The following is a 14227-nucleotide window of genomic DNA, read 5'->3' as shown; positions in this document are numbered from 1 at the left end:
GCACTACTGGGTGCGAGCCAGCTTGATAACCGGCTCCCCCGCTGCGTCCAAAAACGCCAATGCATCGCCTTCCATCGCGAAGGTGGTGACATTCTGCAGCGCATCAAAAAACTGCCGCTCGACCTCTTCAAGGGCTGGGGGGCAGGCCATCAGCGTTGCGGCCATGTTGTCGGGGAATGCGATATTCGCACCGGAGATCTCGGCCTGACCATTGAACCGGTTGCAGCCACCGCTGCCGGAAAAGGCCCCTCCCGAAGCAAAGGAAATCTCGGGGCGGCGCTCTGTCTCAATCGGCGCACCGTTCAGGACAGCGGCGGTCCACCGCGTATTCTCAAGCATGATGTCTCCCTGAACCTGCACCAGCATGAGGTCTGCGGAATTCCCCGCCCCATCGGTCAGAACCGGATAGGCCGTATCCGTGGTAAACAGCAGCTTTTGCCCCTGATTGATGGTGGCACGCACGACGTATTGATGGCTGTTCCGGATCAATGCGTCGTCAAAGGTCAGCTCAAACTGCGCGGGCACGCCATCCATCGCATAGCGTTTCGAGGCAAGCGCCACAGACGGGGCATCAGCCAGAGACACGTCCTGAAGCTCAACATAAAGCGTCGCGTCCGGCGGTACCGCGATCCGTTCGCGATAGGTGGCGGTTCCCGTCACCGTGCCGGCATGGCTTTGGGTGCCCAGAAGGGTCAGCACAATTGCGCTGGCGACGATAATCTGACCGAGCTTTGGAAATGGCATGGTAAGATCCTTTCACTTCCGCTTTGGTGAAAAGATCGTGTCAGGATCGGCATTTACAAGAGCCGCTGCCTCAGATCAGCGATTCCACGCCTGTGGCGCTACAGCGGCCAGATAAACGGTATCAGCAATGAGGCCAGCAATCCCACAGTCAGGTTTAGCGGAATACCGACCTTCATGAAATCGACAAACCTGTACCCGCCCGGACCGTAGACCATCATATTGGTCTGATACCCGATCGGCGTCGCGAACGAGGCCGACGCCGCCACCATCACCGCCACCACCAGAGGGCGCGGATCGATTCCGACCGCCTGCGCCAGCCCGATGGCAATGGGTGTCACAACCACCGCCACCGCATTGTTCGACACCAGCTCGGTCAGCACCGAGGTCAGCAGGTAGACCGCCCAGATGATCAGGAAGGGCGGCAGTTTTCCAAGGCCGGGCGCTATGGCCTCGACAATCAGGGAAACGGCACCGGACTTATCCAGCGCCGCACCGATGGCCAGCATCGAAAAGATCAGGGCCAGCAAACGGCCTTCGACAAAGGAAAACGCCTCATCCGCGTCAATGCAACGGGTGATCAGCACCACCGCGACCGCCAGCACCGACAGCAACAGGATCGGCGCGACCCCAAGGGCGGCCAGCGCGACGATCCCAATCAGGGACCCGATGGCAATCGGGGCGTGGCTGCGCCGGAAAGCCCGCGCCGACGGCTGGGTGACGTCGACCATATCCATATCGGCCGCCAGTTTCTGGATATCGGCGGGCGCGCCTTCCAACAGCAGCGTGTCGCCGACCCGAACCACCAGGTCGTCCAGTTGACGCCCGATATTCTGATTCCGGCGATGCACGGCCAGCACATAGACCCCGTACCGGCGGCGCAGGCGCATCGTGCCCAGAGTGCGCCCCACCATGCGGCAACCAGGGGTAATCAGGACCTCTACGGTCTTGGTCTCAACCGCCGAGACCTGATCCACCCGTTTCAGTTCCCTGTTGCGCTGCAGGCTGAGCAGTTCGGTCATCTCGGTTCGCAGAACCACCCGATCGCCCAGCTTGAGCGTGACGCCCTTCAGGTTGCGCCGCAGCGATTCATCACCCCGGATCACATCGATCAGGCGCACGCCGGGCCGCTTGAACAGCTGAACACCGACGACTTCGCGCCCGATCAGGTTGCTTTCGGGCGGAATAACGGCCTCGGTGAAAAACTTCATCTTGGACCGGTCGCTCAGCAACGAGGCCATACTGTCCCGCTCGGGCAGCAGGCGCGGCGCAATGAAGCGCAGATAGACCATGCCGTAGATCACCAATGCGATGCCCAGCGGTGTGACCTCGAAAATCGTAAAGGCGGTCATGCCCTGCGACCGGGCGACACCGTCCACCAGCAGGTTGGTTGATGTGCCGATCAGGGTCAGCGTGCCGCCCAGAATGGCCGCATAGCTGAGCGGGATCAGCAGCTTTGAGGCCGGAACGTTCAGCGTGCGCGCGATTTGAACGAATACCGGGATCATGACGACAACCACGGGGGTATTCGACACCACGGCCGAGGCGACAACGACAAATGCCATCAGCAACCCGATGGCGATGCGGGGGTTCACCTGCGCCTGTTTCTGCGCAGTCGATGTGAAGGCGTCCAGCGCGCCGGTCCGCACAAGGGCACCCATGATGATGAACATTGCCGCGATCGTCCACGGCGCCGGGTTGGACAGGACCGCCAGCGCGCTTTGATAAGGCAGAATGCCCGTCACCAGCATCAGGGCGACGCCGCCGATGGCAACAACCTCGGTCGGATAGACCTCGCGCAGGAACATGACGAACATGCCCGCGACGATCATCAGCGCCAGTATTGCGCTGCCCGTTTCTGTCAGTTGAAGGAATTGCATTCTTGGTATTCTGTCCGAACCCTGGCCTGGCAAACGCGCCCGACAAGCAGTTTCCTGCATTGCACGCGGCAGAGCAAGCCTGACATCGCTTTCTTACAGCCCCGCCTGCTGCAGACGCCCGCCAATGCGTATCATTTGCACAGATTTCGCCTGCCCGCTTCGGTCGTCGGTCTCAACGAACACTCCGCTCAGCGTTGCCTCGCCATTGGCCGGGGTAAAACGGGCCTTGGGCATGCCGGTGATGAATCGGCGCATCGGCTCGACCTTGTCCATGCCAATGACCGAATCGTAATCGCCGCACATGCCCGCATCGGTCAGGTAAGCCGTGCCGCCGGGCAGGATTTGCGCGTCCGCGGTCGGAACATGGGTATGCGTACCGACAACAAGGCTGGCACGGTTGTTGCAATAGTGGCCCATCGCCATCTTCTCGGATGTCGCCTCGCAATGCATGTCCACGATGATCGCCTGCGCCTGCCCGCCGCGCGGGTGCGACTTCAGAATCGGTTCGATGGCCGAAAACGGATCGTCAAAGGGCCGCTTCATGAACACCTGCCCCAGCACCTGAACCACCAGCACCTTGCGCCCGCCCGGCGCGATATACAGCCGATGCCCGCGCCCCGGTGCGCCCCTGGCAAAGTTAACCGGGCGCACAATGCGCGGCTCATTCTCGATGAATTGCAGCATGTCCTTCTGGTCGAACGCGTGATCACCCAGTGTCAGGCAATCCGCACCGGCATCCAGCAAGAGCTTTGCGTGATCGCCGGTCAGCCCCATCCCGTTTGAGGCGTTTTCACCGTTGACCACCACGAAATCCAGCCGCCATTCCTCGCGCAGACGCGGCAGATGCTGCTGAACCGCCGTGCGTCCTGCACGGCCCATGACGTCGCCCAGAAAAAGTATCCTCATCCGACCTGTCCTAAGTGTGGTATCGGGCAAGCACAAGCGGTTAAACTATCTGCATAATCCTCGAAAGCTCATTCAACAGGAGATTTTTTGTGCCCCGTATCGCTCTGACGGTCATCGGCATGGTCGCGTTGGCGGCCTGCGATCAGCCCACTTCCACCGCCACAACCGCGCAACTGGCAAATCCGGCGGCGACGTTTTGCGTCGAAAGCGGTGCGCGCTATGAAATCCGAGATGGGGACAACGGGCAGTACGGGATCTGCATATTGGCAGATGGCCGGGAAATGGACGCCTGGGAGTATTTCCGTGAAAACAACCCGGCCTGACGCGGTCAGGCAGTGAACGTCAGCACACGGCTTTCAGTGATCACCATATCCAGCGGCTGATCGGTGGGTTCAAGCGGCAGACCGTCTGCCTCCTGCGCGTCAAAGGCGAACCCGATTGCGAGCGTGGAGCGTTTCGCGCGCAAACCCTCCAGCGTTCGGTCATAAAACCCGCCGCCATAGCCCAGCCGCCCACCCTGCGCATCGAACGCAACCAGCGGAACGATCAGAATTTCAGGATCAAAATAGTCGTCGGCCTCGGGCACTTTCGCGCCGAACGGCCCGTCTTTCAACGCGCCTTCGGGTGTCCAGCGTGAAAACTTCAGCGCCTGCCCCGCCGCCTGAATGACCGGAACGCCGACCGGACCATAGGCCGACGCCTCGGCCATGGCGGGCAGCGGATCAATCTCGGTCCGGATCGGCATATAGCCTGATAGCGGCACGCCCCGGTGGCCGGCCAGAACCTCGGACAACCGGCCGGCTGCGCCCGGCAGTCGCGCGTCAAATGCCGCCTTTCGGAGCGCAAAGGCCGCCTTGCGCGCGGCGGCCTTGATTTCGGTCAGATCGGTCACAAAAGCACCACGCTTGCAAGCCCAAGGAACAGGAAGAACCCCATGACGTCCGTCGTCGTCGTCACAAAGGTGCCGGACGCAAGCGCCGGGTCGGCGCCCAGACGGTCCAGCACCACCGGTACTACCGTACCGACAAAGCCTGCAATGATCATGTTCACGACCAGGGCTGCCCCAATCACGACACCCAGCAACGCGGATTCGAACCACAGCATGCCAACTGTGCCCAGAACGATGGCAAAGCACAGACCGTTCAGCAGCCCGACCAGCAATTCCCGCCGGATCACCCGCAAGACGTTCGCGCCGGTCAGGTCACGGGTAGCAAGGGCCCGCACCGCCACTGTCAGCGACTGTGTCCCGGCATTGCCCCCCATCGACGCCACGATCGGCATCAGAATGGCCAGAGCAACCAACTGATCGATTGCCGCCTCGAACTGTGAAATCACCAGCGAGGCACAGATTGCGGTGCACAGGTTCACCGCCAGCCACGGCAGCCGGCGCTTACTGGTCGCGGCCACACTGTCCGACAGCGAACTTTCGTCGCTGACACCAGCAAGGCGCAGCATGTCCTCTTCGTATTCCTCGTCCAGAACAACCATTGCGTCGTCAATGGTGATCACACCGACCAGCCGCCCGTCGGCATCCACCACGGGGGCCGAAATAAGGTGATACTGGTTGAAGGCATAGGCGACATCCTCTTCGTCCTGATCGACGGGGATGGTGTGAAACTCTTCCTCTGCGATGTCATGCAATGCCACTTCGCGGCGGGTCGCCATAAGCTTGCCCAGCGTGACCTGCGCGACCGGCTTCAGGCGCGGATCGACCAGAACGACGTGATAGAACTGTTCGGGCAGATCGTCATTGGAACGCATAAAGTCGATGGCCTGACCCACTGTCCAGTGCTCGGGCGCCATGACCACTTCGCGCTGCATAAGACGGCCCGCGGAGTTTTCGGGATAGGACAGAGCCTGTTCCGCCGCGATCCGTTCGGAATCTTCCAGCACGTCTAAAATCGCCTCTTGCTGGGGTTCCTCAAGATCCTCAAGCAGGTCGACGACATCGTCGCTTTCCATATCACGCACGGCGTCGGCCAGAACGTCCGGGCGCAGAACGGCGATCACCTCTTCGCGGACGGATTCGTCAAGTTCCGACAGGATGTCACCGTCGAATTCCTTGTCATAAAGCCGGATCAGGCGTGTTCGGTCATACGGGTTGATCTGTTCCAGAAGGTCGGCGATGTCGGCCGGGTGCAGCGGCTCCATCAACTCGATCAGCTTGTCGCGGTCTTCCACATCGACCGCATACAGGATCGCCGCTACGGTCCGGCGGTCCAGCGCATAGACATCTTCGTCGCTGGCGGGTTCGGTTACGGGTTCATCAAAGCCTGTCGTCATGTCTGCCCCGTTTTCTCGGTCATTGACCCCTAATTAGAAGAAGCAGCTACCGGAAAACAATGACAATGCGCCGATTTACCGACAAGTTTCGCCCGCCTATGCTGTTTCGCGGTCCCATACAGGCGGAGATGAATGAAAATGGCGCAAAAAACGCTACTGAAAGGACGCGTCCTGAGTTTCACCCGGTCGCCCTTTGACGGCGAACCAACAGACGCGGTGCGCATCAGCGAGGCCGTTCTGATCGAAGACGGCCGAATCTCTGCCGTGGCGGATGCCGGCAGCCTGACCACCGCGCACCCGGACGCAACCGTTGTGGACCACGGGCAACACGTGATCATGGCCGGCTTCGTGGACGCGCATGTGCACTATCCACAGACCGCTATGATCGCCAGCTGGGGAAAGCGCCTGATAGACTGGCTGAACACCTATACCTTCCCCGAGGAAATGAAGTTCGACGAGGTGGAATATGCCACCGAAATCGCCAACCGGTATCTTGACCTGACAGCCGCGCATGGCACCACGACCATGTGCAGTTTCTGCACCATCCATCCCGAAAGCGTCGACGCGTTCTTCACGGCAGCGCAGCAGCGCAATCAGCGCGTGGTCGCGGGCAAAACCTGTATGGATCGCAACGCGCCCGAGGGGCTGCGGGACACGCCTCAGACGGCCTATGATCAATCTGCGGCGCTGCTGGAAAAATGGCACGGCATTGACCGTTTGTCCTATGCCATCACGCCGCGCTTTTCGCCCACATCCACCCCCGAACAGCTTGAAGCGATGGGCGCGTTGTGGGCAGAACATCCGCATTGCCTGATGCAGACGCATCTCAGCGAGCAGACCGACGAAATCGCGTGGGTGCGCGAGCTGTTCCCGGAAGCGCGCGATTATCTGGACACTTATGAAAAGTTCGGGCTGCTGGGCTCTCATGGCGTATACGGTCACGTCATCCATCTGGAATCGCGCGAACGAGACCGTCTGCGCGAAGTTGACGCTTCGCTGATCCACTGCCCGACCTCGAACACGTTCATAGGCTCGGGCCTGTTCGACATGTCCGGGCTGATGCGTGACGGGCATCGCGTCGGTCTGGCCACAGACACCGGTGGCGGGTCCAGTTTTTCTATGCTGCGCACCATGGCGGCGGCCTATGAAATCGGACAGCTGCGCGGTTCGCCCCTGCACGCGGCACAGCTGTTGTGGCTGGGCACAGTCGGTTCGGCGCGTACGTTGCGGATGGACGACCGGATCGGGAATGTCGCACCGGGGATGGAGGCCGACCTGATCGTACTGGATCTGGCCTCGACCGCCGCCATCGCTCAACGTGAAGCCTGCGCCGAGGATCTGTGGGAAGCCATCTTCCCCACTATCATGATGGGCGACGACCGGGCGATCGCCGAGGTCTGGATCGCCGGTCAGCGCGTCAGCCTCTAAGACTGCAAGGCCCGGGCCAGCCGGTTTTGCCGCTCGATCACGCGGGGCATGTCCAGTGTGGTAACCTGCCCGTCGCGCACGATCTGGCGGCCTTCGACAAACAGATGTTTGACCTTCATCGGCCCCGCCAACAACAAGGCTGCGGGGTCCCAGCTGCCGGCGCTTTCGATACCACGCGTATCCCAGACGGCGATGTCCGCACGTTTGCCGGGTGCAATACGGCCGCAATCGGGTCGATTCAGCACATCCGCGCCGCCTCGCGTCGCAATTTCAAGCGCTTCGCGCGACGACATGGCGTCCGCGCCGTTCGCGACCCGCTGCAACAGCATGGCCTGACGCGCTTCGAGGATCAGGCTGCCATTGTCGTTGCTGGCAGAGCCGTCCGCACCCAACCCGACCGGCACACCCCGGTCCCGCATGGCCCGGACCGGCGCGATGCCCGAACCCAGACGGCAGTTGGAACAGGGGCAATGCGCGACACCGGTGCGGGTTCTGGCGAAAAGGTCGATCTCGGCCCCGTCCAGTTTTACGCAATGGGCGTGCCAGACGTCCGATCCGGTCCAGCCTAGCTCCTCCGCATACTGACCGGGGCGGCACCCGAACTGCACTTGCGAATAGGCGATGTCCTCTTCGTTTTCAGCCAGATGCGTGTGCAGCATGACCCCCTTTTCACGCGCCAGTACCGCCGTGTCGCGCATAAGCTCGCGGCTGACCGAGAATGGCGAACAGGGCGCAAGACCCACCCGGCACATCGCACCCTCGGACGGGTCGTGAAAGGCATCCACAACCCGCGCCATATCGGCGAGGATTGCGTCTTCGGCCTCAACCAGAGCATCCGGCGGCAACCCGCCCGCGCTTTCACCGATGCTCATCGCGCCGCGCGTCGGGTGAAACCGCAGACCGATCTCGGCGGCCGCGGCAATCGTGTCATCCAGCCGTGCGCCATTTGGGTACAGGTAGAGGTGGTCCGAGCTGAGCGTACAGCCCGACAAGGCCAGTTCCGCCAGTCCGATCTGGGCCGAGACATACATCTCTTCCGGGCCAAACCGGGACCAGATCGGGTAGAGCGTTTTCAACCAACCAAACAGCAACGCATCCTGACCGCCGGGCACGGCGCGGGTCAGGGTCTGGTAAAGATGATGATGGGTGTTCACCAGCCCGGGCGTCACAACGCATCCCGAAGCGTCGTGAACCTCCCCGGCCGTGCGCAGACCGTGGCCGATCTGTTCTATCTGCCCGTCCCGGATCAGGATATCCGCACCCGACGTTTCGCGGCGCGTGTCATCCATGGTCAGAATCGAATCTGCATTTTTGATTAGGAATTCGGTCATTTCGCCCTCCTGCAACAGCCCGTTTCATGCAAGGAGTGCGCAGGCTGGCGGAAAACGGACACAAGAACCAGCCGAAGTGAGATTATCCGACTGGTCGGCGCCGGGCAACAGGCTTCAGTATTTGTGCAGGATTTCCAGCGCCACAGCGTGCAGTTCGGCGTTTGCCGCCGCCAATGCCCGACCACCGTTATGGGCCGGATTGCCCTGCCAATCCGTCACGATGCCGCCCGCGGCCTCGATCACCGCAATCGGCGCCTGAATGTCATAGGCGTTCAGGCCGGATTCGATCACCAGATCCACCTGCCCGGCCGCCAGCAACGCATAGGCATAGCAATCCATCCCATAGCGGGTCAGCCGGGCCTGCCGCGCCACGGCCTCGAAACCGGCGCGGTCCTCCGGTGTGCCGACCTCGGGGAAAGTAGTGAACAGGATTGCCTGTTCCAGCGTTTGCGTCGGACGGGTCTTCAAGGGCAACGTGCCCGTCGGGCCTGTTGCCTGCGCAATTTCCGCGGACCCGATGAACCGTTCGCCGACATAGGGCTGGTCAATCACCCCCATGATCGGCCCGTCCTGCGTGCTGAGCGCAATCAGAACGCCCCAGGTGGGTGTTCCACTAATGAACCCGCGTGTACCGTCTATGGGATCCAGAACCCAGGTGCGGCCGGTGCTGCCCTCTACCTGACCAAACTCTTCACCGAATACGCCGTCGTCCGGGCGGCGTCGGGCCAACACTTCCCGCATGGCCTGTTCGGCGTTCCGGTCGGCAACCGTGACCGGATCAAAGCCATCGGCCAGCTTGTTGTCTGTTTCAAGATTGGATTGTCTGAAAAACGGAAGTATGGCCGCGCGCGCCGCGTCAGCCATTTCTTCGGCTACTTCCAGATCACTGAGCGAGGTCTCTTGCATGCGCTACCCGTGCGGTCCGCGCGGTTCAGAGTCAACCCCGTTCGTTCAGGCGACGTCGCTCAGAACCCGGGCAAGTTCGAACAGGCGGCGGCGCTGGTTTTCGGGGATCGCATAGTAAGACCGAACCAGGTCCAGAGCTTCCTTGTCGCCCATCAGATCCGCCGGAACCGATTTCTTGCCGGTGCTTTCCTTTTCAGCCTCTTCCAGACCCTCAAAGAAAAAGCTGACTGGTACATCCAGTGCCTCGGCGATGTCCCACAACCGGGATGCGCTGATCCTGTTGGCCCCGGTTTCGTATTTCTGAATCTGCTGAAACTTAATACCAACTTGCTGCGCCAACTGCTGCTGCGTCATGCCAATCAGCCAGCGGCGATGCCGGACACGCTTACCCACATGGACATCGACGTGATGGGTCATTGGTATTCTCCTCTACTACACACACACAACTCACTCAGGTGCGCGACTTGCTTTGGAACGCAACGCTAGCGAGCCGCCCTTAACCACTTCCTAATTTGGAACATGCCCCCCAAATCAGCACCATGGATCACTATTGCGCCTTTTTGGCTTTTTTTCAAGAAGGTTGAATCTGTTTCGCTGAACTGAGGTTTATGGTTGTGTCGGGATGGTCCCGCACACGTCATTTCCACCCCGTAGGGATATCCCGACAAGGGCTCCGGCCCGCCTGTCCCGCAGGGTAAATAATTGACAATTCCGGGCCAGCGCGAATCTATGCCAAAAACACAGGAGCGCGACGATGCTGGCGTACAGAGTTCCAAGTCAGGGGGCCGCCGCCCGTCTTTGCAATATTGACGTTCCTCAACCTAAAGAGGGGCAGGTTCGCGTCGCAATCAAAGCGTGCGGACTGAATTTTGCCGACCTGCTGATGCAGAAGGGCACGTATCAGGACACGCCGCCTGCACCGTTTACGCAAGGCATGGAAATCGCCGGCATCGTCGATGAAGCTGGTCCTGACGTTACGCATCTGAAACCGGGTGACCGGGTCGCGGTTTATTCCGGTCAGGGCGGATTGGCAGAATATGGTGTGTTCGACGCGAACCGGGCGATTCCCCTGCCTGATTCCATGAGTTTCGAGGACGCGGCCGCAATCCAGATCGCTTACGGAACCAGCCATATCGCGCTGGACCATCGGGCACGGCTGCAACCGAGTGAAACGCTGTTAGTCACGGGCGCGGCAGGGGGTGTCGGGCTGACCGCCGTCGAAATCGGCAAGCTGATGGGCGCCACGGTGATCGCGCAGGCGCGCGGCGCGGAAAAGCTGGCGGTCGCCCGTGCGGCCGGCGCGGACCATCTGGTCGATGCCTCAGAAGACCTGCGGGCACGGGTCAAGGAGCTTGGCGGCGCAGATGTGGTCTATGATGCGATCGGAGGGGACGTGTTCAAGGCCGCGTTCCGCGCCACCAATCCCGAAGGGCGTCTGCTGCCGATCGGTTTTGCGGGCGGAGACGTTCCGCAAATCCCGGCCAACCACCTGTTGGTCAAAAACCTCACGGTGATCGGCTTCTATATCGGCGGTTACCTGAATTTCCGCCCTCAGATCGTTCGGAACAGCTTTGACACGCTGTTCCGCTGGCACACCGAAGGTCGGATCAAGCCGCATATCAGCCACGTGCTGCCCCTGAAAAACGCGGAAGACGGCCTGCAGCTGCTGCGGGATCGCAAGGCGACCGGCAAGGTCGTGATCACACCCTGACGGGGATCAGCCGACAACAGCCTTCAATGGCGCACTGCCGAGCATGCGGAAGTTCTGACGGACAAGTGCCGCCAGCGCCTCGACCACCGCACCCCGTCCGGCTTCGGCACCATACAGGTTGATCATATGCGCGGGCAGGTCCGGCAAGACGCCGCCAGTGTCGATCTGGACCAGATGCGCCGCTTCGGTTCCGTCCAGCATGGCGTGGACGGCCAGATCAGCGCTCACCGTGGCTTCGATTGTGCGGTCATTTTCGGTTTCCACAGACAGTTCCCATGGGATGCCCGCCTCGTCCAACGCGGAAATCACTTGTGGCCGGAACAGGCAGCGGCGCCCCAGCGCCAGCGGAATCGGGCGTTTGCGCCAGGCTGATCCGCCGGGGGCGCCGATCCAACGCAACGGCAGCTCGGCAACGGTCTTGGCCCCCTCGCCTCCGGTCGCCTCGGTCGTCAGGATCAGATCGCACTCACCGCGTTTGAACATATCCTTGAGTTGCAGCGAGTAGGACGAGACCAGCTGAACGCGCACGCGCGGGAAATCTGCGTTGAACCGTTGCAGAACCCGCGGGATTGCGGGGTAGACGATGTCATGCGGCACGCCAAGAACGACCTCGCCTTCGAACGCCTGATCCGTAAGTTTCGAGATCACTTCGTCATTCAGCGCAATCATCCGGCGCGCATATGCCAGCAACTGCTCTCCCGACGCGGTCAGCGCGATGGTCCGGCCGCTGCGATCCAGCAGTTCAAGGCCCAACAGCTCTTCCAGCCGTTTCAACTGCATGGATACGGCAGATTGCGTCAGGTGCAGGAACCCGGCTGCGCGCGTTACGCCGCCGTGATCCGCCACCGCCACAAACGAACGCAGCGTCGTGATGTCCAAGTTTCGCATCTTCAAGATTCCTTATGCGTCACTTCATAAATATTCATTTTCAAAATGTGTCACACCACGCCATATAAATCAAGGAACTTGATGAGACAGTGACAAAGCATCGAAAATTCAGGAAAGGACAAAGATTATGACCCAAATTGCGATCATAGGACATTGCAAACCTCACCGCCGATTTTCGCTGACTTCGCTTTGGGATGTGCTGTCACTGCGGCGCCAGCGCTGTCACCTGGCACAGTTGGACGACCGCGCCCTTGACGACATCGGCATCACGCGCGAACAGGCCGAGGCCGAGGCAAACCGGCCAATCTGGGACGCCCCCCAATTCTGGCAAAAGTGAGTTCTGGATGCATCTATTTCCAAAGAATGGCGGCCCATATCAGCAGGCCGCCATTTTTGTTGACCGTTTTAGCCAGTTTCCCGTGCTAAACCCTTGAAACGCGACCCGTAGTTGCCGATATTTGCGGGGAACGGGGCCTGATCTTCGGGCCGCGACAAGAATTACGTGAAGGGAGACCCTTTAATGGCACAATTCGACACGATCCGGACGGCGGCCGGCGCGCGCGCTGCCCAGATTGACGAGGGCCTGCGCGCCCATATGAACAAAGTCTACGGCACCATGTCCGTGGGCATGCTGATTACGTTTGCCGCAGCCTGGGCGATCTCGGGTCTGGCAACGACGGCTGACCCCTCGGCAGCGGCGGCACAACTTAGCGCTGACAAGTATCTGACATCGTTTGGGTACACACTTTATGCATCGCCGCTGAAATGGGTGATCATGTTCGCTCCGCTGGCATTTGTTTTCGGCTTCAGCGCCGGGATCAACCGCCTGTCGGCAGCCGGCGCGCAACTGGTGTTCTACATCTTTGCGGCCGTCATGGGCCTGTCGATCAGCTCGATTTTCCTGATCTTCACCGGTCAGTCCATCATTCAGGTGTTCCTGATCACCGCGATCGCGTTTGCGGGGCTTTCCCTGTATGGCTACACCACCAAGAAGGACCTGTCCGCAATGGGCACGTTCCTGATCATGGGTGTGATCGGCCTGATCGTGGCGTCCATCGTGAACATCTTCATCGCATCCTCTGCAATGGCGTTTGCGATCTCGGTTATCGGCGTTCTGATCTTTGCGGGTTTGACCGCGTATGACACGCAGAACATCAAGAACACCTACCTGCAAATGGCGCATTCGGGCGATCAGGAGTGGCTGGGCAAAGCGGCCATAATGGGCGCGCTGAGCCTGTATCTGGACTTCATCAACATGTTCATGTTCCTGCTGCAACTGTTCGGCAACCGCGAATAACGCTGCATCGGCACCAAAATCCAAAGGGCGGGTCCGGAAGGTCCGCCCTTTTTTGTGTCTATTGGCCGCCCTTCAGATTTCAGTATCCCGTCGCTGCAATTTCGTTTCGCTATCCGAACAAGCAAAAGCCCCGCCAAATGACGGGGCCTTCCAAATTGACTTTGCCAGCTTGTCTTAGCTGCAGTTCAGCGGCACGGCAAATCCCGAGCTGCGATCAGACGAACCTTTGCGGAATACATCGCCCGCCGGCAGGCAGCCGGTAAACTGTTCTGCATTACGGCCAAAGCTGGCCCCAATGGCGTTGTCCACCCGCGTGCTGTTGTTTGCCGTGCGCAACACACCGTAGAGGGTTCCGTTCACGCTGACGGTGCTCAGGAACAGGTTGGTGTCAGACCCGGTCAGAATGACCGAGTCGGTATCGCTGCGCCCGCCATTGTCGATTGCAACCCGCGCGATTTTCTCGGCTTCGACCTCGGTCGTCGTCACCGGAATGGCCGGCAGCACGGCCAGCTCGGCCGGGATATTGGTGGCTGGCGGTAGGAAGGCCGCGGCACCCGGCACGTCAGAGATGGTGCGCGGCTCTCCATCGATCCCAGTGAATCCGACGCCCTGGCGGTTGAACGGATCTTCGCAGGCTGCAAGGGCCAGAATGGTCAGTGTGGATAACAAGATTTTTTTCATGACGGCCAACATTTTGGAACGGTTTGTTGAAGCGTAGGGGCAAGCCCTTGCAAAAAGCAACCCACCGTAGAATCGAATGGCCTGACCTCTGATGCGTCATTGCAACGGAGGGATCGGTGACGTCGCCGCCCTCTGTTTCGCGACGATCTCGAACTGGGAGGCACGCAAAAAGGGC

The 14227-nt window shown here is 60.5% G+C and carries 15 protein-coding genes; 5 read left to right on the top strand and 10 right to left on the bottom strand.

Annotated features, from left to right (window positions below):
• Positions 1–3 precede the first annotated feature (3 nt).
• From ACR0D8_RS01860 to ACR0D8_RS01850, 3 genes are all read right to left on the bottom strand, one after another.
• The gene (locus ACR0D8_RS01860) at positions 4–744 is read right to left on the bottom strand and encodes a YbaY family lipoprotein (RefSeq protein ID WP_480644247.1); all 741 of its coding nucleotides are present in this window, start codon (positions 742–744) and stop codon (positions 4–6) included.
• Positions 745–842: 98 nt separating this feature from the next.
• Positions 843–2621, bottom strand: coding sequence for an SLC13 family permease (locus tag ACR0D8_RS01855; RefSeq protein WP_480644246.1), 1779 nt, complete (start codon positions 2619–2621; stop codon positions 843–845).
• 93 nt (positions 2622–2714) lie between these two features.
• Positions 2715–3527: a TIGR00282 family metallophosphoesterase gene (locus ACR0D8_RS01850; RefSeq protein WP_480644245.1), complete on the bottom strand. Its 813-nt coding sequence runs from the start codon at positions 3525–3527 to the stop codon at positions 2715–2717.
• A gap of 89 nt (positions 3528–3616) precedes the next feature.
• Here ACR0D8_RS01850 and ACR0D8_RS01845 point away from each other — a divergent pair, with 89 nt between their 5' ends.
• Positions 3617–3850 (top strand): putative hemolysin, encoded by a 234-nt coding sequence (locus ACR0D8_RS01845; protein WP_480644244.1) that lies wholly within the window; start codon positions 3617–3619, stop codon positions 3848–3850.
• Positions 3851–3855: 5 nt separating this feature from the next.
• On the opposite strand, the gene ACR0D8_RS01840 is transcribed toward ACR0D8_RS01845, so the two are convergent.
• Both ACR0D8_RS01840 and mgtE read right to left on the bottom strand, forming a co-directional pair.
• Entirely contained in the window at positions 3856–4419 is a 564-nt protein-coding gene (locus ACR0D8_RS01840) for a 5-formyltetrahydrofolate cyclo-ligase (RefSeq protein ID WP_480644242.1), read from the bottom strand.
• Positions 4416–5810: a magnesium transporter gene (gene mgtE, locus ACR0D8_RS01835; RefSeq protein ID WP_480644240.1), complete on the bottom strand. Its 1395-nt coding sequence runs from the start codon at positions 5808–5810 to the stop codon at positions 4416–4418. Before mgtE ends, ACR0D8_RS01840 begins: the two co-directional genes overlap by 4 nt.
• A 138-nt stretch (positions 5811–5948) precedes the next feature.
• Between mgtE and guaD the strand changes: the two genes are divergently transcribed.
• On the top strand, positions 5949–7238 hold the full coding sequence (guaD, locus tag ACR0D8_RS01830) for a guanine deaminase (RefSeq protein ID WP_480644239.1): 1290 nt from the start codon (positions 5949–5951) through the stop codon (positions 7236–7238).
• Here guaD and ACR0D8_RS01825 read toward each other — a convergent pair.
• The 3 genes from ACR0D8_RS01825 to ACR0D8_RS01815 form a co-directional block, all read right to left on the bottom strand.
• Positions 7235–8569 carry an 8-oxoguanine deaminase gene (locus ACR0D8_RS01825; protein ID WP_480644237.1) on the bottom strand — a complete coding sequence of 445 codons (1335 nt, stop codon included), beginning with the start codon at positions 8567–8569 and terminating at the stop codon, positions 7235–7237. The genes guaD and ACR0D8_RS01825 overlap by 4 nt on opposite strands.
• A 114-nt stretch (positions 8570–8683) precedes the next feature.
• Complete coding sequence (gene hisN / locus ACR0D8_RS01820) at positions 8684–9475, bottom strand: histidinol-phosphatase (protein ID WP_480644236.1); 792 nt, start codon at positions 9473–9475, stop codon at positions 8684–8686.
• 45 nt (positions 9476–9520) lie between these two features.
• Entirely contained in the window at positions 9521–9892 is a 372-nt protein-coding gene (locus tag ACR0D8_RS01815; protein ID WP_239337245.1) for a helix-turn-helix domain-containing protein, read from the bottom strand.
• Between the two features lie 337 nt (positions 9893–10229).
• Between ACR0D8_RS01815 and ACR0D8_RS01810 the strand changes: the two genes are divergently transcribed.
• Positions 10230–11186 carry an NADPH:quinone oxidoreductase family protein gene (locus ACR0D8_RS01810; RefSeq protein ID WP_480644235.1) on the top strand — a complete coding sequence of 319 codons (957 nt, stop codon included), beginning with the start codon at positions 10230–10232 and terminating at the stop codon, positions 11184–11186.
• 6 nt (positions 11187–11192) lie between these two features.
• Here ACR0D8_RS01810 and ACR0D8_RS01805 read toward each other — a convergent pair whose 3' ends face one another.
• Complete coding sequence (locus ACR0D8_RS01805; RefSeq protein WP_480644234.1) at positions 11193–12074, bottom strand: LysR family transcriptional regulator; 882 nt, start codon at positions 12072–12074, stop codon at positions 11193–11195.
• A 127-nt stretch (positions 12075–12201) separates the two neighbouring features.
• Here ACR0D8_RS01805 and ACR0D8_RS01800 point away from each other — a divergent pair, with 127 nt between their 5' ends.
• Both ACR0D8_RS01800 and ACR0D8_RS01795 read left to right on the top strand, forming a co-directional pair.
• Positions 12202–12411 (top strand): DUF1127 domain-containing protein, encoded by a 210-nt coding sequence (locus tag ACR0D8_RS01800; RefSeq protein WP_480644233.1) that lies wholly within the window; start codon positions 12202–12204, stop codon positions 12409–12411.
• 183 nt (positions 12412–12594) lie between these two features.
• On the top strand, positions 12595–13371 hold the full coding sequence (locus tag ACR0D8_RS01795) for a Bax inhibitor-1/YccA family protein (protein ID WP_475158768.1): 777 nt from the start codon (positions 12595–12597) through the stop codon (positions 13369–13371).
• Between the two features lie 174 nt (positions 13372–13545).
• Here the strand turns inward: ACR0D8_RS01795 and ACR0D8_RS01790 are convergent, their stop codons facing one another.
• Positions 13546–14052 carry a hypothetical protein gene (locus ACR0D8_RS01790; RefSeq protein ID WP_475158765.1) on the bottom strand — a complete coding sequence of 169 codons (507 nt, stop codon included), beginning with the start codon at positions 14050–14052 and terminating at the stop codon, positions 13546–13548.
• Positions 14053–14227 lie beyond the last annotated feature (175 nt).

The organism is Ruegeria sp. BG10 (assembly GCF_056538575.1).
The sequence above is the reverse complement of the archived record's forward strand: the minus strand, read 5'-3'. Positions and strand labels throughout refer to the sequence as shown.